Source organism: Nocardia sp. Tas62D01, from assembly GCF_055232035.1.
On the sequence record NZ_JBUYUZ010000001.1, the window covers coordinates 4,868,028 to 4,886,420 of the forward strand.

Sequence of the window (18,393 nt, forward strand, 5' to 3'; positions counted from 1 at the left end):
GGGTAATAGCTTTCGCCAGAGCGACGGATTAGTTCGGGTACGACGGATGCTTGGTGGTGCGGTGACATGTGGCGGTGCGGCTGTACTGCGTCGGCACCCGCACGCCGACGTCACATGTCGTCGGAAGTGACTCCGAACCGGCGGCGGATCGGGAACGACGCGAGATAGCCGAGAATCAGTGCGGCCGCGATGATCGCGGTGCCGATGAGCGCCACATTGCGGGCCCGATGATCCGGTATCGGCGCGGCTGCGGGTACCGAGAGCTGGGTGTGCTTGGCCGGGCTCGGGCGCTTGGGCGGCAGCGGGCCGGTGACCTCGTTGGTCAGTGCCGCGATCGGGTCGACCGCGCCGTACCCGATGTACTGATTCCAGCCTTCGGCGGGCGCGTGCGCGGTGGCCTCGATGCGTTTGATCACTTCCTGCGCACTCAGTTCCGGGAAGCGGGCGCGCACCAGCGCGACCACGCCGGACACGATCGGCGTGGCAAAGCTGGTGCCGTTGATCGTCTGCTGTTGTCCCCGCTGGTCGACGGTGCCGGTGGCGGTGCCGCTACCGCGCGGATCGAGCGAGACCATGTTCTCGCCCGGCGCGGCCACGCTCAGCCACGGGCCGGGCACAGTGAACTTGGACGGCGCGCCGCTGGCATCGATCGAGCCAACCGCGAGCACGTAATCGTCCCAACGGGCCGGGGCGACATTCACTTTGACCTTGCTCCATGGGTCACCGGTGGGGTCAAACGGATCGATCACCGGATTGTCGGTCTTGCAGGGGCCATCCTGGTTGCCCGCAGCAACCACCACGACCGCGTTCTTCACGAGGGTGGCGTACTGCACTGCGGCGCCGATCTGTCCATCACGGTCATTCTCCGGACCGCACCAGACTTCGGAAATATTGATCACGCTGGCACCCGCGTCGGCGGCTCGCCTGACCGCTGACGCCATCGTGGGGAGGTTTCCGTACCCTTCGGGCAGGTCTTCAGGGTTGCGTTCCCTGGCTCGGCCTTCTTTCTGATACATCTTGCTGGTCTGCCGAATGGTCATAATGCGCGCCTCGGGTGCTACTCCAGAGAAGCCTTGGCCATCCACTTGCGATGCGGCAATGAGACCCGCGACGAATGTGCCATGACCGTCGCAGTCCTCGGTGCCGTCGCCGACGTTGGCCACGAAGTCGCCGCCGGCAATCAGCCCCGGCAACCGCGGATGCCGCGCCACACCGGTGTCGACAACCGCGACCAGTTGGCCCTCGCCCTTGGAGAACCGCCAGGCGCTGTCCAGGTCGAGCGAGCGTTGCGCGGCGGGGATGCTGGGGCCGTCACCGCCGGGAGTGGTGCTCGAGCAGACGGAATTCGGTGGGACCTCGGTCTTTTCGGGCGGCACCGCCGGGTCGCCCGCGGGCAGCAGGCTGGGGTTGACCGGTGGTGGACGGTCGGCGTACGCGACGCCCTGACCAGCGCCGAGACCGAAAGACGCACTCAGGCCAAGCGTTACGGCCACGGCCGCGACGCGCAGGGCCGCGTTCATGACTGCGTTGGCGGCGGTGCTCATCGTTCGCTCGCTACGCTCGCTCATAGCCCGCGGACGAGGGAGTAGAGCGAGGCCACCCAGAACACCAGCGGCAGCACGGCGGCGACGAACGCGTACTCCAGCAGCTCGACGCCACGGCGCATCGGCGGCGTCGCCGACTGGTTCGGGATGATGATGCCGAGGATCAGCGCGGCGATCACCATGATCATCGCCGCCGCGAAAATGACCAGCGGCTGCTCCATGCGGATGCCGGCTCCCACCAACATGATCAGCACGATCCCGGCGCCGCCCGCGATCAGCACCACCGCCTGTTCGGCGCCCGCGTAGGTGCGGCTGCGGAACATCAGCACCACGGCACAGACCAGGGCCAGCGCGATGCCCTGCCAGTAGGGCCCGTCGCCGGCGGGATCGGTGGCCGCCAGCGCGCCCGCCACGGTGACAAACGTGGTCGCCGCGACGAGTCCACCGAGGTACATCCGGGCCCGTTCCGACTTCACGCGCAGCGCGTCCATGGTCGGCAGCGCGCGGTGATCGTCGGGATCATCCTCGGTCGGGTCAATCGGGGTGCCGGGCGAAGGCACCGGCGGCAGTGGCAGTTTCGCGATCAGCATGGAAACCCGGGGCGCCAGCGAGAGCCCGCCGAGTCCGAGCGCGGCCGCGACCGCGCCGATGGCGCGCACCGGCTGGTCGGTGAGCAAACCGACCAGCGCGGCCGGAACCGCGTACACCGCAAGGGTGCTCGCGCCGATGAACAGCGCCAGGCCGACACCGGTGACGCGCCAGGCGAGTACCGCCGTCGCACCGAGCAGCACCGCGCCGAGCAGCACGTGCGCCCACCCGTAGTGATCGGGTACGAGCAGCATGCCCGCGGTGAACGCGGCGGGCAGCGCGCAGCCGCCGAGCACCAGAGCCGTCCCGGTATCGTCATACATACGGCTGAGCACCATGCCCGCGACCACGAGCAGGATCGCCACGCCGAGCGCGATCGCGCCGCTCACCCAGCCCGGCAGCGCATCCTGGGACAGCAGCAGTCCCGCGCACCCGACGATCATGGCGATCGCCGCCAGGATCGAACCGGTGATCCGCGCGATCTGCGGGGTCCAGCTGCGGTAGTGATCGGTGTCCGCGATCGCGACGTTGTACATGATGTCGTCGAACAGCGGCGTCGGTGCGGTGTGCGAGGCGCTCTCCAGCATGAGCAGTTCGCCGTCGCGCACACCGTGTTCGCCGAGGCTCAGCGAGTTGGAGAACGGCGGATGGCCGATGCGGGCAAGCACCCACTCGGCGGGCTCGAAGCGCTCGCCCTCGTTGTCGAAGTCATTGGTGCGGCTGTGCTGAGCGACCATGTCGACGACACTCGGGATCACCAGCGCGACCGGCACATCGACCGGAATCGCCATATCCACTTGGGTGTGCTTGGCCAGAATCGTCACCCGGGCAAGATCCGGCGCCCGGACGATCCCCCGCGAGGATTCCTCGTCGATGTGGTCAAGTCGCGCGTGTGTCAAGCTTCCCCCAACTCGTCTTCTACCTCGTGTTTCCGCAACTGGCATACCCAGGGGGCGAGCTTGCGAACCCACGGTTCGGGCAGCAGAATGCTGGTCGAACTGTACGACATGTCAGCTGCCGGCTCTACACTGAGCCCGAAGTACAGCTGTGAAAAGGGGGATTTCTCGTCCGATGAGCACAGTCCGGTTCCAGCGCCGTGCGCGTCGAGAGATGCCGCGTTCTCCCGGCGGTGAAGTCACCCTGCAGCCGCCGCCCGAGATCCCCCGGGTGACACCCGGAAGTTTGCTCGGCAAGTTGATGCCCGTCGTCATGGTGGTGGGCATGGTCGGGATGATGGCCCTGATGTTCACCCAGGGTGGCGGCATCTCATCGAACCCGATGACGATGATGTTCCCGATGATGATGGTCTTCTCCATGGTCGGAATGTTCGCTGGTCAGGGCGGTGGCAAGGGGGCGAAGGCCGCCGAGGCGAACGAGGACCGCAAGGACTACCTGCGCTACCTCGATCAGGTCCGCAAGGATGTCGACGAGACCGCCCGGCAGCAGCGCGCTTCCGTCGAGTGGAGCCATCCGGAACCGGGTCTGATCTGGATGCTGGCCGGCACCAGCCGCATGTGGGAGCGGCGCGCCGGTGACAAGGACTTCTGCCATGCCCGCATCGGCATCGGCGGACAGCGGCTGGCCACCCGGCTGGTCGCGCCGGAGACCGGCCCGGTCGAGGAACTGGAACCGATTGCCGCGGTGTCGCTGCGCCGTTTCGTGCGCGCGCACTCGACGGTCCCCGACCTGCCCACCGCGATCGCGGTAAAGGGCTTCGCGACCATCGCCCTGGACGGCGATCGCGCCGAGGCCAGGGAAATGACCCGCGCAATGTTGGTGCAGCTGTGCATGTTCCAGGCGCCCGATCAAGTGCTGGTCGCTGTCGTGTGCGGGCCGGACACCGCGCGGGAATGGGAGTGGACCAAGTGGCTGCCGCACACCCAGCACCCCGACGCGCAGGACGGCATCGGCACCCAGCGCATGTTCTACGGCTCGATCCGCGAAGCCATGACGGGCCTACATCCGTTGCTGGCCAACCGCGTTCGTTACTCGCGTAACCAGCCCGCGAACGTCAACCTGGTGCACATCGTCATCGTGGTCGACGGCGGTCTGCTCGAGGCCGAGGATGATCAGCTGCGCGAATCCGGCTACGAGGGCGTCACCCTCATCGACTTGTGTGGGTACGCACCACGTTTGGCGGTCTCCCGCGGCATCAAGATGGTGGTGGAGAACGGCGAGTGCGTGGGCCGCGGCGCCACCGGCAACCAGGAGCGCTTCGCGCTGATCGACCGGATCACCCCGCAGCAGGCCCAGCAGGTCGCTCGTCGGCTCGCGCCGTATCGCGCGGCAACCCAGCGCAGCAGCGATGTCGAGGTCGACGGCTCCGAGGTGATCTCGTCATGGTCGCAGCTGATGAGCCTCGGCGACATCGGCACGTTCAACCCCGAGCATGCCTGGCGACCGCGCTACGGCCGCGAGCGATTGCGGGTCCCGTTCGGTGTCGGCGCCGACGGCCTGCCGGTCGAACTGGATATCAAGGAAGCCGCCGAGAGCGGCATGGGCCCGCACGGTCTGTGCATCGGCGCCACCGGTTCCGGTAAGTCCGAGTTCCTGCGGACCCTCGTGCTCAGCCTGCTGTCCACCCATTCGCCCGACCAGCTGAACCTGGTGCTCGTCGACTTCAAGGGTGGCGCAACCTTTCTCGGCCTCGACGGCGTACCGCACGTCGCGGCCGTCATCACCAACCTCGAAGACGAGGCCGACCTCGTAGACCGTATGAAGGATGCGCTGGCGGGCGAGATGAACCGCCGCCAGGAAGTGCTGCGCCAGGCGGGCAACTTTGCCAACGTCTCCGAATACGAGAAGGCCCGTGCCGCGGGCGCAGACCTGGATCCGCTGCCCGCGCTGTTCGTCGTACTCGACGAGTTCTCCGAATTGCTCACCCAGCACCCGGATTTCGCCGAACTGTTTGTGATGATCGGCCGCCTCGGCCGCTCGCTGCACGTCCACCTGCTGCTGGCCTCGCAGCGGCTCGAAGAGGGCAAGCTGAAGGGCCTGGAGAGCCACCTTTCCTACCGGATCGGTCTGAAAACCTTCTCCGCCAACGAATCTCGCCAGGTGCTCGGTGTTCCGGACGCGTACAACCTGCCCGGCATCCCCGGCGGCGGTTACCTCAAGTCCGATTCCGGTGAGATCCAGCGTTTCCAGGCGTCGTATGTCTCCGGCCCCTACGTCGGCGGCGGTTCGCAGCGCGAGGTCACCAGCGCGGGGATCGCCGGTGGCGAAATCGATGTGAAGGCTCGCTCGTTCGCCGCCACCCACGTGGATTTCCGTCCCGCCGACCGCATTCCGCTGCCCTCGGAGCCCAATCACGAGCCCGAGCAGCGGTCCGACGACGGCGAGCAGATCTCCAACCTGAACATGCTGGTCTCCCGCATCCATGGCCACGGCCGCCCGGCGCACGAGATCTGGCTGCCGCCGCTGGACGAGGCGCCCACCCTGGATCAGCTCATCCCGCGCTCCATCCTCACCGGCGAGTACTCGGCCACCGCGACGCTGCGCGCCCCGATGGGCATTGTCGACCGCCCCTATGACCAGCGTCGCGACCCGATGGTCGTCGACCTGTCCGGCTCCCGCGGCAATGTCGCGGTCGTCGGCGGTCCGCAGTCCGGCAAGTCGACGGCGCTGCGCGCCATGATCATGGCGCTGTCGCTCACCCACACCGCCGAACAGGTGCAGTTCTACTGCCTCGACTTCGGTGGTGGCACCCTGGGCAGCCTGCAGGGCCTGCCGCACGTGGGTTCGGTGGCAAGCCGATTGGACGAGGACAAGGTCCGGCGCACCATCGCCGAGATGAACACCATCGTCCGGTCGCGTGAGGCCCGGTTCCGTCAGCTCGGCATCGAATCCATGACCGAGTTCCGCCGCTTGCGGGCTATGGATCCCTCGAGCAGCCCGGCCGCGGCTGGCGCGCACGAGGACCCGTTCGGCGACGTGTTCCTGGTGATCGACGGTTTCGGCTCTATCCGCCAGGACTTCGATCCGCTCGAGCAGCCGATCATGAACCTTGCGGTGCAGGGACTTTCCTACGGTGTGCACGTCGTCATCGCGCTGGCCCGGTGGGCCGAGGCGCGTCCGGCGCTGAAGGACCAGATCGGCACCAGGATCGAGCTCCGACTCGGCGACCCGATGGACTCCGACCTCGGGCGCAAGTTCGCCGCGCTGGTTCCGCAGGGTCGACCCGGTCGCGGTATGACACCCGAGTGCCTGCACATGCTGACCGCGCTACCGCGCATCGACGGCAGTTCCGATCTCACCAATCTTGGTTCGGCGGTCGGCGATGCGGTGGCGACGATCGCTCACCTCACGCCGGGCAGGCACGCGCCCGCGGCCCGCATGCTGCCGGAGATGCTGCCGCGCGAACAGCTGCTGCAGCTCGCGGGTAACTGGCCGTCGCAGGTCGACCCGGACGCCAAGAACATGCGGATTCCGCTCGGTATCAACGAATCCGAGCTCGCCCCGGTCTATATCGACTTCAACGAGAGCCCGCACTTCATCATCTTCGGCGACACCGAGTCCGGTAAGACCTCCATGCTGCGCTCGATCATCGACGGCATCGCGGCGACGAATACCCCGAATCAGGCGCGCTTCATTCTGGGTGACTACCGTCGCACGATGCTCGGCCTGGTGCCCGACGGTTACCTCGCGGGCTATGGATCCACCTCACCCCAATTCACCCAGAACATGGCCGATCTCGCCGCTTACGTCAGTCAGCGGACGCCGGGACAGGACGTGACGCCGCAGCAGTTGCGGGATCGTTCGTGGTGGAGCGGGCCTGAGCTGTTTGTCATCGTCGATGACTACGACCTGGTCGCCACGTCCATGGGTAACCCGGTGTCGGTGCTGGTCGAACATCTGCCGCACGCACGCGATCTCGGTTTCCACCTGATCATCGCGCGTCGCTCCGGCGGTGCGAGCCGTGCCATGTACGAGGCCACGCTGGCCAGGATGAAGGACCTCGGTTCCGCGGGCCTGATCATGAGCTGCAACAAGGACGAAGGCGTGCTGATAGGTACCACGCGTCCTGGCCTCAAGCCGCCGGGGCGTGGCACCTATGTCACGCGCAACAGCGAGGATCTGATTCAGCTGGCATGGATGCCGGCGGCGGAGTGATGTCCGTCGTCGACCTTGTGGTTACGGACAAGCGCATGTGGGCGCGCGGACCGGCCACGCATTGGGACGTGCCGCCGTCGGTGGTATTGGGCAGCCACGGAGACCTGGTCGTCGGTGAGCCGTTGACGCCGCCGACTCAGGTCAGCTCCGCGGTGCAGTTCATCGCGGGGGAGCGAATCGCGCTCCTGCCGCGCGTTCCCGCGGTCTCCGAAGCGATGACCGCGGTCATCGGCGCGGTGCTGCAGAACCTGGGCGTTGCCACGCCGTGTGATCAGGTCACCGTCGTCTGCCCGACCGAATGGGGTTCGCGCAGCCGTGCGGTCCTCGACGCCGCCGTTCGCCGTTTCGCCACCGATGTCGTGTTCGAGGACATGGCAATTCGCGCGGTGTCGGCCGATGAGGGCACCGGCCGCAGCAGGCGCACCGTCGTCCTGGAATTCGGTCCCCTGTCGACAACCGCCACCGCGGTGGTGCGCAGCCATCAGGGCGCCCATCTCGAATCCTGTGAGTACGAGCCGAATCTCGCGTTGGCAGACATCGGCCCCGATTCCGGTGGCGTCGATGATCTGGCCGCGCTGGTCGGCAGGCTGCTCGCGGGCCAACCCGCCGATGTCGTTCAGGCCGTGGGTGTTTCGGATCCGGCGAAACTCGATCTGATCCACGCCGCGGTGCAGCCGGTCGGCGGGCCCGCGGTCGAACTCCGGCCGATCGCCGGTGCCGACCTGGTGCGTGCACCGCGGCAGGAACCCGGCTACCGGCCGAATGTCGCCCCGACCCTGCCGACCGCGGAGTGGATGCAGCCGCTGCGTCAGCGCGCGGCCGCCGCGCAGGCCCCCGCCCGGCGCAGGACCGCCTACATTGCCGCGGCGGCCGCGGCAGTCGTGGTAGCCGCAGCGGCAATCGGCGCGGGGGTTATCCTGGGCGGTTCCGGCGATACCTCTGCGGTGTCTGCAGGGACCTCCACACCGGCAGGTACGACGCCGCACGCGACGACCGTTGCCAAACCCTCGCCGACCACCGAACCGAATTCATCATCGGAAACCGTTGGGCGCCTGCGCTTCCAGATGCCCGCAAGCTGGCGAATGGCCCAGGCATCCGACCCGGGCAAGGCGCGCGTCGACCTCGTCCCGGAGGATGGCAGCAAGATGCGGATCACCGTGACGCAGACACCGGTCGCCGCGGGAACCGGCTACGAACAGGTCGCCGCGAACCTGGAGACACAGATGCGGCAGAAGCCGAACGGCACGCTGACCGACCTGAAACGCGATCAAGTGTTCGGCGGAAAATCAGGCCTGTCCTATGTGGAACACCCCAGTGATGGCTCGACGGTGCGCTGGCATGTGCTGGTGGAGCACGGGCTTCAGGTCAGCACGGGGTGTCAGTACCTGGGTGCCTGGGAGCCGATAGCAACGACCTGTGAGCAATTCGCGGCTTCGCTTCAGGTGAGTCCGTAATTCGTTGTGCCAGTGGTGTATCGGACCTATCCCGATATCCCGGTCCCCGTTTCGGGGCTCCTGCAAAATAATTCGTGCCCCCGGCAGATTGCCGGGGGCACGAATAGTCCGAGTCTTATCTCAGAAGAGGTTCGCCAGGGCGCTATCCGTGCCCTGCAGCTCAGCATTTCCGGTGTTGACGAGCTGACCGGCGCCTGCAAGCGTCGCGTTCAGCTGGACGACCTGCTGGTTCCAGACGCCCTGGTACTGCAGGAAAGCCTCGTTCGCCGCACCACCCTGGGTGTGTGCGAACTCTTCGACCTTCTTATTGAACTGCTCGAGCTCGGTCCGAATATCCTCGGCACGCTTGATGATCTGCTTGGCACCTTCTGCAACGCCGTCGAAATGGGCGGAGATCGGCTTACCGGTCATTGTTCAGACTCCTTTGCTGCGTGATTCTGGAAGATTTAGACGGGCGGCAGGTCGAGGCTGGAAACCTGGGCCTGAACCTTCCGAGCGTGGTCCTGGTCGTGATCCGAGAACTGACCGCTCATCTTGAGCAAATTGTCAGCGGTCTCCATCAGCTTGTCGTTCATCTTGTCGGCCTGGTAGTAGTAGCGCTCCATGAACGCGTTGAACGCGTCGCGCGCCGCACCCTGCCAGTTTGCACCGTTGGTGACGTGATCCTCGTCAGCCTTCAACGTCCTGATAGCGAGCATCAGGCTGTTGTGCTGCTCCTGAAACTCCTTCGCCTTCTGGTTGATACCCTCGGTATCCGCAACGAAGTTCTGTGGTGAAGTCATCGCTCCTGCTCCTGGTTCTGTCTCTGGTCAACATCCCAAGTGCGAGTTGACCTCGTTCATGATGTTGGACGCGTCCTCGGCCCGATCGGTTCCATCCTGTTCGAAAGAATCTGATGGATTCATCACGTCTCACGGGTCCTGTGCGTTGTCGACTGGCTCTACCTCGGTCGGAGGGCCTTTGATGTGATCCCCCGGATATCTCGGACCGCGGTGTCGTCGCGTCGGTCGCTACCAGCGCACTGCTCCCCTCCTTCCCCCTGCTCGCTACCACCTGAACTGGCGAGTGGGCTGGCTGCGAACACCCTACCGAACGGCGCGGCATCGCGTCTACCAGCCGATCACAATTCGCCGAGGGCAGCAGCCGCGACATCCTCGGCCTCGTCGCGGAAGCTCGTGAACGTTACTTGACGACCTTGGCGACGGTCGGAACCATCTTGTCGACCAGGGTGTCTGTGGATTGTCCCGTCCACACCTGGAACGCCTGAACGGTGGACGGATCGTCGATCACAACGATCTTCGCGGAGCTGGACAGAATGCCACTGGGCAATCCACGCAGCCCGCCGTTCCCGGCCTGGCTGTCGGTCCGCAGCACGATCACAACCTCGGAATCGATATCCGTCAAATAACTGCTGGCCGACAACGCTCGGGGCGACTTCTCGTCGCCGACGGCCTTGTATTTGGGGCTGTATACGAAGCCGATGTTCTGCAGGAACTTGGCCTGATCACTGGGGTTGAGCACTACCGACATCGTCGAGTTACCGAAATTGAATGCCGTGACCGATTTTCCCGCGAATTGTGGGTTGGCGCTACGGGCTCGAGCGAGTTTATCGCCGCCGGTACCGGCATCCGACCCGCCGCTGGTGAAGAAGAAAGTGCCCGCCGCGACAGCGATGGCTACTACCGCTGTCACGATGGCGGGCACCAGAAATCGGCGGGCGCGCGATCGCTTATTGCCGTTGCGTTGCGTTGCGATCAGTGACTGGTCGGTGTTCTCCCGCGGCTGCGGCGGTTGCATTACCTGCTGTGGGTATCCGGCAATATGGGTACGCGGGTCGGTGCTGTATCCGGCGCCGGGGGTGTGTGGATTGGTGCTGTACCCGGCGATGGATGTGCGCGGGTCGGTCGAATATCCCGCCTCGGGTGCCCGGAATTGATTTCCATACAGCGCAGCTTCCGCGGCCTGGACGAACTCGCGGCAGGTGGCGTACCGGTCGGCCGGGTCCTTGGCCATGACCTTCTCGATCACGCCGTCGAGTGCGGGGGGCAGCCCCGGACGGACCGCACTCAATTTCGGCGGCGGCTCGTGGAGATGTCCCATCATCACCACGGCAGGCAGCGTCGACGGGTAAGGGTTCTGTCCTGTCAGCAGCTTGAAGAACGAGCAGCCGAGGCTGTAGATGTCGGCACGGTGGTTCAGGCTGGTGCCGACCAGTTGCTCCGGCGGGGCGTAGGCGACGGTGGCCATGAAATTGCCTGTCGCCGTGAGGTCTTGGCCGTCGTCGGACGACTTGGCGACGCCGAAGTCGGTCAGTAGCACGCGCTCGTCGTCGTCATCGTCGTCCTCGACGGCGGAGAGCAGGAAGTTGGCCGGTTTCACATCGCGATGCAGCAGTCCGCGCCGATGGGCGTAATCGAGGCCCTTGCCCACCTCCGACACGATGCGCAGTGCCCGCTGCGGGGTCATTACCGCGGGGCCCTTCTTGGCCTCTTCCGCGGCATCGGTGCCCTCGACATACTGCATGGCGATCCACAGCTGTCCGGCCTCTTCACCACGGTTGTAGACCGCGACGATGTTCGGATGGTCGAGTCCGGCAGCCAGATTCGCCTCACGCTCGAACCGGGCCCGGAACTCGTCGTCGGTGGACAGATCGGCGCTGAGGACCTTCAACGCATCGCGTCGGGGAAGGATCGGATTCTGGGCCAGGTACACCGTGCCCATTCCGCCGCTGCCGAGGACCTGTAGTATCCGGTATCCCCCTACTATTGCGCCGGGCCGCAACGCCATTCGGTCCTCCTCAACGATGTCGAACGCCCGGACATGCGAGCCTTCCGGAGAAATCTAGCAAGTCGCTAGCGCGTATTCGACTTGCATCCGTCCTGCCTCTGCTCCCGTGCACGCGTCAACGGCTGCTCACCAACAGTTTCTTACGAGGTAGTTCAGCATTCGGCGGGCCTCGATGAACCGCACGTTCTGTGCGCTGTTGACGAGCCGAAGCCTGAAGGCGGATGGTTGTGGTGTCCGGGGCCCGGTTTTGAGGATCGGCCACAGCTTCTTCCTCACCGACCGTCGTCAGCGACTCTGGAGCAGGGCGTACTGGGCGGAGATCTTCTGGTGCAGATCCTGCAGCTGCTTGCCGAACGCCTGCACGGTGTAGCGGTCGACCTGGAAGATGCACCGATTCATAAACCCGGCCTGATTGGTGTCGGTGATTCCGTCCGCGAAGCATTCGACATGGTCGCCGAGCCCGGCGGCAGCGTCGAGCATCTTCTGGTTCGGCTTCATCTTCTTCGACGGCTGCCAGTTCGCCCAGAGTCCTTCCGCATCCTTCTGCGTCTTGCTTCGGAACACGACGGCATCGCCGAAAGAAACCAGATCGACCGCGTGCTTCTCGAGCTCCTTCAGGGTATCCGGGTCGCCATTCATCAAGGCCATCGTGCCACGGCCGGTGAAGACGCCATCGGGCTCCGCGCGGATCGGTTTTTCCGGGCTGCTGGGGATGGTGCGGCCCAGCAGGCCATCGGGGTCGAGCCGGATGTGCGAGAGTTCGCCGGCGGGCGTCGGCTGGAACTTGTCGATCAGGGGAAGCTGCACATCGAGCATCTTCTCGACCTGTGTGGTCAACGCGGGCAGGTCGGGCGCCGACGTGTCGTCCACGACCTTGATGAAGATGACATACCGGTCGTGCACGGTCCACGAGCCGACGGAGGAGATGTCCGGTCGCCAATGCGCGGTCGTGTCCGGATATTTGGTGATCGCCACCGGCTGGTTGTCGCCGTTATACGTGAAGTCGTCGTGTTCGAGAGCCGGGCCGACCGTCGACGCAGTCTTCGCATCGGGAAACATCAGTACAGCGATGTTCAAGGTGCGCCGGTTGGCCTCGGCTTCGCCACCGGTCTGCCATGCGTTGACCCAGCCGGCCACCAAGTCTTTCGCGACATCATCGAAGGTGTCGTTGATGACGAGGTTGCCCAGGGGCTTTCGGTTGAGCACGATGTGCGGACGGATACTCCACGCGTCCTCGACATACGAAGGATCGGCTTCGTACGGCAAGGCTACGAAGTCGGCCAGTCGCTGTGCCTCACGCGCCCGAGCCTGTTTGTCGCTCTTGGCATTACCCATCTCGCGAGGCTTGGTTTGATAGTTGCCGACGTCGAGCTTCGACACGTCGGGCTCGACCCGTATGGCTTGCCCGGACACCTGCGAGCTACAGCCAACGGATGCTGTCGCCAGCGCGGTAGCCGTGAGCAGAGCCGCCACCGATCGAATCGCTGTCGACCTCATTGCGAACTTCATGCCCTCCCCTAATGCCCGTAGGCAAGTAACTTGTACTGCGCAGCGGCCTTCTGATACGTCTCCTGCACATTTGTTCCCCGCACCCGTGCGACGTACCTGTCGTACGTGAGGTAGCACGCTGGCGGATAGTGGTCCGAATTGATTTTCTTGTCCTTGGTATCGAAGCACTTCACGCCGGGCATATTGGGTGGACTATCGATCGACTTGTAGCCATCGGCATACTGGTCGACCAGGGCGGCAATCAGGCGGGCAGCGCTGTTTGCGTCCCGGGCCCGATATACCCGTTCGCTGGCAGTCGCGACCAGATCGACGCCCGCGTCTTCGAAGGCGGCCTTGGCGAGCGTTGGGTAATGTTCGGCATGTAGCGCCCCCTGTTTCGACAACACCATCGATGGGTCAGACCCGTCGCTGCGCTTCTGTCGTTCCTCGATGGGTAGGGTGCGGCCGAGCAGGCCGTCCACGTCGAGCGGCAGGGATCCGAGCTGGTCGACCGGCGTGGGCGAGTAGTCCTTCAACATCTCGAGTTGCTTGTCGAAGGCAGCACGGGTAAACGCGGTCAGCGGTGTCGTATCAGGGGGTTCGCTTACCGGATCATCGATGTGCACGTAGAGGAGCATGGTGTCGTGCACGAGCAGTGAGTCCAGATACTTCTTGCTGAGCGACCATTTCGCGTGAGCCTTCGGGTAACCCGGAATCGTCACGGTTTCGCCGGGTAGCGCCTCTGCCTGCCGGTCCGCAATGCGATGAGCTGCGGTCTCGGCTTGGTCGGAATTCGAGAAACGCAGAATATCCATAACTACCTCGCGCCCGAGACCAGGTACCTTGCGACGGTCCCCATTTGTCTCCCACCCGGCGATAAAGCCCTGGGAAAGATCGCCTATCTCATTTTGTTCCAAAGAGTAGATGTTGGCGGGGGATTTCGGCGTAGTGCGTCCGTCGTACGATACGTAGCGCTGGAATTCGTACTTCGGATCGATGTCGACAGGTAAGGGTGTCGCGTTTCCGATCCGGACTGCCTCGAGCTCCGGGCCGGAGTCGGCCGTTCGAGTCGAGTCCATATCGCGAGGAGTCGTCGGATAGTTGCCGGAGTCCAGCTTGGAAATATCGATTGCGGGCGTGGTTGTGCTTTGGCCGGAGTCACCGCAACTGGTGGTCGCCGCGACCGCTGCAGCGATGATGATGCACAGACTGTGTCGGAATCGCATAGTTGGACTCACTCACTCTTCGCCAAGATCGAGTACTGAGCGGCCGCGCGCTGGTACAGCACCGGGTCCAACCGCGCGCCCATCGGTGTTCTCGCGACTACGACGGCGACATACCGTCCGTAGACGACAGCGCACAGCTCGTCGAAGTCCCTGGTGTCATCGACGACATCGAGCTTGACGCACCGGACATCGGGGAGGCCGGGGGGCGATTCCAGTAGCTCGTCGTTCTTTCCGGTCTTGGTCAGCGCGGACTGTAGGCGGAACGCTGCGGGCAAATCGCGTGTGCGATAGACGATCCCGCCGCGACGGCCGACCAGATCCACCCCGGTCTCATCGAACGCCTGCTTGATTTCGCTCGGATTTCGCTCGAAGTGAAGCTCCCCGGACGGTTCGAAGACGCCGAAGTCGTCCTTGGCGATGAACGGGTCGCTGTAGTCAGGCGCCTTGGGCAGCGCCCGCCGCATGATGCTGTCCGGGTCTATCGGCAGGTCGAGCAGATCATCTGTCGGTATCGGCTTCTGCTGGTCCAGCCGCGCGATCTGTTGGTCGATGGTCTTTCCGATATTGCTGGCCAGGGCTGCTTGATTCGGTTGGGGCACACCGGTATTCGTAACGATGACGTACGGTCCGTGCGAGACGAACGAGATAGCGGTGATGTCATCGGCGGTCGAGGCTCTGGCGTCCGGATGCCCCTCGATCGGAACCGGATGACGGCCTGGGTCGCTGTTCGTAATCTGATCGAACTGGTCGGCGGCCTGCTTGCCTGCCGCGTCGGTCGGAAACCGCAGCACGGAGATGATCAGTTTCTTGCGGTTACGGAGATCGTGATTGAGCCCCGTGACGTAAACTCCGGCGAGCAGATTGTTGTCCGCTGCGGCCGGACGGTACTTCTCCGGAAACTGTTTCTGGCCGATCATCGAGTCGGCGTCGGACATGAACCGCAGATTGCTGCTTGTGTTGATCTCGCTATCGATCTCGAACGGATGCACCAGGTAGTTGAGCATCCGGCGCGCTTCGATCAGTCGCACATCGGGGACGGTGTCGATTTCGGGGTCGTATGCGCTCGGCTCCGGGGAGTATGCCCCCGGCTTCAACGACGTCAGATCCACCGGCGTCAACCCGGGCTGCGGATTCCCCGTCACGCTCGTCGAACACCCCACGCTGGCAACGGCTATCACGGTTAGCACCGCGACAAGCCCGCCGCTGAACCTCATTCTTCCCCCGTCCCGGCAGGGCTTTCGCCATCGTCCGTACGTCAGTAGGTGGCACGGGTAGTAGCAAGCATCACGCCCACTACCCTTGCGTTCCCGTAGTTCTCGGCGGGATCCTACTTCACCCGCGCGGCCAGCACCGGGGCCGGCGGACCGGGCATCTTGTGCAGCCGGAGTCCAGGTAGACGTGTTTCACCGCCTGCGATACTGGGCCGCGGCACGTTGGTACAGATGATCGACCTGGGTATCGGCGCAGGACTGAGCTGGCACTGATCCCCCGGACCAGTCGCCAAAGACCTTACCGTCAAAGGCTATTCGCCAACAGCGCGTACTCCGCCGCGACCTTCTGTCGCACGTCCGGTTCCTTATCACTGGTGACAACACCGACGTACCGCTTGTACGGCACATAGCAGCGGTACTTGTAGTCCCGTTGGGGGTCGCCTTTGCTGTTGAGCTGCACGCACTTTGCGCCGGGGATGTCGTTGGGGGCGCCGATCGGGTCGAATGTGGTGCTGACGCTGCTGATCAGGCCGGCGATGAGTCGTTCGGCCGCAGCGGCATCGCGGACGCGGGTGACCGAGCTGCCGTCGACGATGGCGACTCGGTCGACGCCGGTATCGTCGACCAGGCGTTGCCGGACGGTCTCGTCGTCGGCGGCGCTGATCATGAAGTTCGGGCCGTAGATGGCGAATCTGGTGCCGTCGGGGGTGTGGCCGGTGCGGTCGTTGACCGCGACGCGGCCCAGCATGCCGTCGGGGTCGACCTTCAGGGTGGCGAGTTTGTTCTGCGGGGTGGCCTGGAACTTGTCCAGCGCGGGGACCTGGACGGCGAGCGTCTTGTCGACCCAGCTCAGCAGGTCGGCGCTGTCGGCGCGGGGGCGCTGGATGAACAGGGAGATGACGAACTCCTTGTAGGCCATGAAGGTGCCGATGGTGGGAATGCCTGGGCGCCAATGGTTGTGAGAGTCGGGGTATTTGGTCGACGGGACCTTGCGGTTGTCGGGCGAGACGCCGAGGTCGGTGTCCTCGAGTTCCCTGGCGGCGAGTTTCGCGGCGGCTTCGTCGGGAAAGCGGAGTACGACGTTGGTGAGGGAGGTGGCCGCCGGCGCGGGCCGGGTCTCGCCGGGCGGGTCGGGCCGGTCCGCGCCGATGGCGGCGTAGCCGGCGACCAACTTGCGGTTTTCCAGGACGGGCTTTGACACGTTGGCGAGGAAGTCGACGGCATCGTCGGGAGTGGCGATCAGGGTGTTGCCGCGGCCGAAGTTGAGGACCGGATCAACCTTGACGGTCGGGACTACCGCGTCGGACATGCGCATGCCCTCGAGGATCGGCCCGTGGCTACCCGCCTCCTGGGTGTACTTGTGGCGATCGACCGGATACGTCCCGACCTCCAGCTTGCGGACGTCCGGTTCCCCGGCGATCGGCGTCCCCTGCACGCTGCAACCTGCCAACAACCCCGCCAGCGCTATGCAGGCTGCGGTAAGCGCGATGCGCGAAATCCGAACCATGACAAGGCCCCTCGTTCCTCCCGTTGTGTATCTGAAGTTACCGGACCGACGCAGGGAAGGTTCAGTCGTTTCTGTTGCGGAACGCACTCGATGACAACGGACCCATTGTTCTCGTAGTGCAATACCCTGGTGTGCGTGACGACGAACCCGCACTCAGCACCCGCCGGGGGCCGATACCGTTGAAGGAACGGCAGGTTGAGGTTGTCGTCGGAGGCCACGCCGTCGCCCGGGTCGCGGGTGCGGTGGTGGTGGTCGCGCATCGTGGGCGCGGCCGGCCGACCCCGCAGGCGCCTGCCGTCGTCGCGCTGGAATCGCTGGCCGAGCTGGTCCGCGAGGCATCCGAGCAGCAGCCCAACGGCCCGGGCGCGCTGGTGGCGCGACAAGCCACACGGTGGTTGATGAAGCACGCCGAACAGATCAGTCCGGGAGAGCCGATCGATTTCGGAATCCTGTCGGCGGCCGAGACGGGTGGGGTGGCGATCTTCCTGCACGGTTCGGTCACCGCGGTGCTGGCCGGTGACAACACCTTTGAGCACTATCGGGGCAGCGACGCCGCGTTCACCGTCGACCGCGTCGCGGGTGCGCCCGCTCGCGCGGTCGCGCTGTTCATCGACGACGCCAAGGGACGCATCCCGGAGTTACCGGCGCAGCGGGGCATCGGCTGGCTGGTGGAGGGCGTCGCACAGGCGGGCGGGGCGATCGTCTGGTCCGACGAGGTGCGCGGCCGGTCCGGCGCAGGCGCTGCCGGTCGCCCGGGATCGCATCGACCGGTCACACCGCCGGCCGCGCGTGTCGATTCGGAGCCCGTGCCCACCCCTGAGCCGGACCCGTACCCGACCGGGACGCAGGCATCGACCGCGATGCTCGATGCCGCCCAGGATCCGCAGGCGTCCGACCCGCATTACGCCCCCACCCAACTGGGCGGCACCAACCCGGCACCGCAGCCGGATCCGGATCTGCAGCGCAGGCTGGAGGCGACCGCGAAGGCCACCTCCCTCACTGTAAAGGTGATGGGATTCAAGTGTGCGCGTGCGCATCCCAGCGATCCGCGCTCGGCGTTCTGCACGGTGTGCGGGATGCCGGTGGACCAGACGCAGGCGCTGATCGAGGTGGTCCGTCCGCCGCTCGGCATGTTGATCCTCGACGACGGCATGACCTACATGCTGGCCGCGGACGCGGTGATCGGGCGCGATCCGGAACATTCCGAGCAGGCCAAGAGCGGGCTGATCCCGTTGAAGGTCGACGATACCTCCGGCGGCATGTCGCGCGCGCACGCCGAGATCATGTTGGTGAATTGGGATGTGTCCGTGGTGGATCGGGGCTCGACCAACGGCACCCGCACCCGTATGCCCGGCTACCGCGACTGGGTCCGGTTGACACCGAACCACCCGATGATGCTGGTGCCCGGCGCCGAGGTGATGATCGGCAATCGGGTACTGCGATTCGAGCCGGCGGCGCCGCCTCCGTTCGGCTGAG

Annotated in this window: 12 protein-coding genes; 3 read left to right on the forward strand and 9 right to left on the reverse strand. The window is 65.2% G+C overall.

The annotated features are described in order from the left end of the window. Nucleotides 1-110: 110 nt before the first annotated feature. Nucleotides 111-1,544, reverse strand: a complete 1,434-nt coding sequence (mycP, locus tag ACV7NQ_RS22870; RefSeq protein WP_463361515.1) for a type VII secretion-associated serine protease mycosin — start codon at nucleotides 1,542-1,544, stop codon at nucleotides 111-113. A gap of 20 nt (nucleotides 1,545-1,564) precedes the next feature. Next, nucleotides 1,565-3,031 (reverse strand): type VII secretion integral membrane protein EccD, encoded by a 1,467-nt coding sequence (eccD, locus tag ACV7NQ_RS22875; protein WP_463361516.1) that lies wholly within the window; start codon nucleotides 3,029-3,031, stop codon nucleotides 1,565-1,567. A 172-nt stretch (nucleotides 3,032-3,203) separates the two neighbouring features. On the opposite strand from eccD, the gene eccCa reads away from it, so the two are divergent. Continuing rightward, entirely contained in the window at nucleotides 3,204-7,244 is a 4,041-nt protein-coding gene (gene eccCa / locus ACV7NQ_RS22880; protein ID WP_463361517.1) for a type VII secretion protein EccCa, read from the forward strand. Continuing rightward, on the forward strand, nucleotides 7,223-8,698 hold the full coding sequence (locus tag ACV7NQ_RS22885) for a type VII secretion-associated protein (protein ID WP_463361518.1): 1,476 nt from the start codon (nucleotides 7,223-7,225) through the stop codon (nucleotides 8,696-8,698). The genes eccCa and ACV7NQ_RS22885 overlap by 22 nt, the downstream gene beginning before the upstream one ends. Nucleotides 8,699-8,818: 120 nt before the next feature. Here the strand turns inward: ACV7NQ_RS22885 and ACV7NQ_RS22890 are convergent, their stop codons facing one another. From ACV7NQ_RS22890 to ACV7NQ_RS22920, 7 genes are all read right to left on the reverse strand, one after another. After that, nucleotides 8,819-9,109, reverse strand: a complete 291-nt coding sequence (locus ACV7NQ_RS22890; RefSeq protein ID WP_463361519.1) for a WXG100 family type VII secretion target — start codon at nucleotides 9,107-9,109, stop codon at nucleotides 8,819-8,821. A 35-nt stretch (nucleotides 9,110-9,144) separates the two neighbouring features. Beyond that, nucleotides 9,145-9,480: a WXG100 family type VII secretion target gene (locus ACV7NQ_RS22895; protein WP_463361520.1), complete on the reverse strand. Its 336-nt coding sequence runs from the start codon at nucleotides 9,478-9,480 to the stop codon at nucleotides 9,145-9,147. A 400-nt stretch (nucleotides 9,481-9,880) separates the two neighbouring features. Beyond that, nucleotides 9,881-11,485 carry a serine/threonine-protein kinase gene (locus tag ACV7NQ_RS22900; protein WP_463361521.1) on the reverse strand — a complete coding sequence of 535 codons (1,605 nt, stop codon included), beginning with the start codon at nucleotides 11,483-11,485 and terminating at the stop codon, nucleotides 9,881-9,883. Between the two features lie 285 nt (nucleotides 11,486-11,770). After that, nucleotides 11,771-12,982 (reverse strand): DUF7373 family lipoprotein, encoded by a 1,212-nt coding sequence (locus ACV7NQ_RS22905; RefSeq protein WP_463361522.1) that lies wholly within the window; start codon nucleotides 12,980-12,982, stop codon nucleotides 11,771-11,773. A gap of 20 nt (nucleotides 12,983-13,002) precedes the next feature. Next, nucleotides 13,003-14,052: a DUF7373 family lipoprotein gene (locus ACV7NQ_RS22910; protein ID WP_463361523.1), complete on the reverse strand. Its 1,050-nt coding sequence runs from the start codon at nucleotides 14,050-14,052 to the stop codon at nucleotides 13,003-13,005. Between the two features lie 155 nt (nucleotides 14,053-14,207). Continuing rightward, nucleotides 14,208-15,341, reverse strand: a complete 1,134-nt coding sequence (locus ACV7NQ_RS22915) for a DUF7373 family lipoprotein (protein WP_463361524.1) — start codon at nucleotides 15,339-15,341, stop codon at nucleotides 14,208-14,210. Nucleotides 15,342-15,714: 373 nt separating this feature from the next. After that, a complete protein-coding gene (locus tag ACV7NQ_RS22920) occupies nucleotides 15,715-16,917 on the reverse strand; it encodes a DUF7373 family lipoprotein (RefSeq protein ID WP_463361525.1) in 1,203 nt (400 codons plus the stop codon). 116 nt (nucleotides 16,918-17,033) lie between these two features. On the opposite strand from ACV7NQ_RS22920, the gene ACV7NQ_RS22925 reads away from it, so the two are divergent. Beyond that, entirely contained in the window at nucleotides 17,034-18,392 is a 1,359-nt protein-coding gene (locus ACV7NQ_RS22925; protein ID WP_463361526.1) for an FHA domain-containing protein, read from the forward strand. The last annotated feature ends 1 nt before the right edge of the window (nucleotide 18,393 follow it).

What these genes read in the sequence shown, in the direction of transcription:
- ACV7NQ_RS22910 (WP_463361523.1), bottom strand. Translation starts at nt 14,052, where the DNA reads ATGGACTCGACTCGAACGGCCGACTCCGGCCCGGAGCTCGAGGCAGTC.
- ACV7NQ_RS22900 (WP_463361521.1), bottom strand. Translation starts at nt 11,485, where the DNA reads ATGGCGTTGCGGCCCGGCGCAATAGTAGGGGGATACCGGATACTACAG.
- ACV7NQ_RS22890 (WP_463361519.1), bottom strand. Translation starts at nt 9,109, where the DNA reads ATGACCGGTAAGCCGATCTCCGCCCATTTCGACGGCGTTGCAGAAGGT.
- ACV7NQ_RS22895 (WP_463361520.1), bottom strand. Translation starts at nt 9,480, where the DNA reads ATGACTTCACCACAGAACTTCGTTGCGGATACCGAGGGTATCAACCAG.
- ACV7NQ_RS22920 (WP_463361525.1), bottom strand. Translation starts at nt 16,917, where the DNA reads ATGGTTCGGATTTCGCGCATCGCGCTTACCGCAGCCTGCATAGCGCTG.
- ACV7NQ_RS22905 (WP_463361522.1), bottom strand. Translation starts at nt 12,982, where the DNA reads ATGAGGTCGACAGCGATTCGATCGGTGGCGGCTCTGCTCACGGCTACC.
- ACV7NQ_RS22885 (WP_463361518.1), top strand. Translation starts at nt 7,223, where the DNA reads ATGGATGCCGGCGGCGGAGTGATGTCCGTCGTCGACCTTGTGGTTACG.
- mycP (WP_463361515.1), bottom strand. Translation starts at nt 1,544, where the DNA reads ATGAGCACCGCCGCCAACGCAGTCATGAACGCGGCCCTGCGCGTCGCG.
- eccCa (WP_463361517.1), top strand. Translation starts at nt 3,204, where the DNA reads ATGAGCACAGTCCGGTTCCAGCGCCGTGCGCGTCGAGAGATGCCGCGT.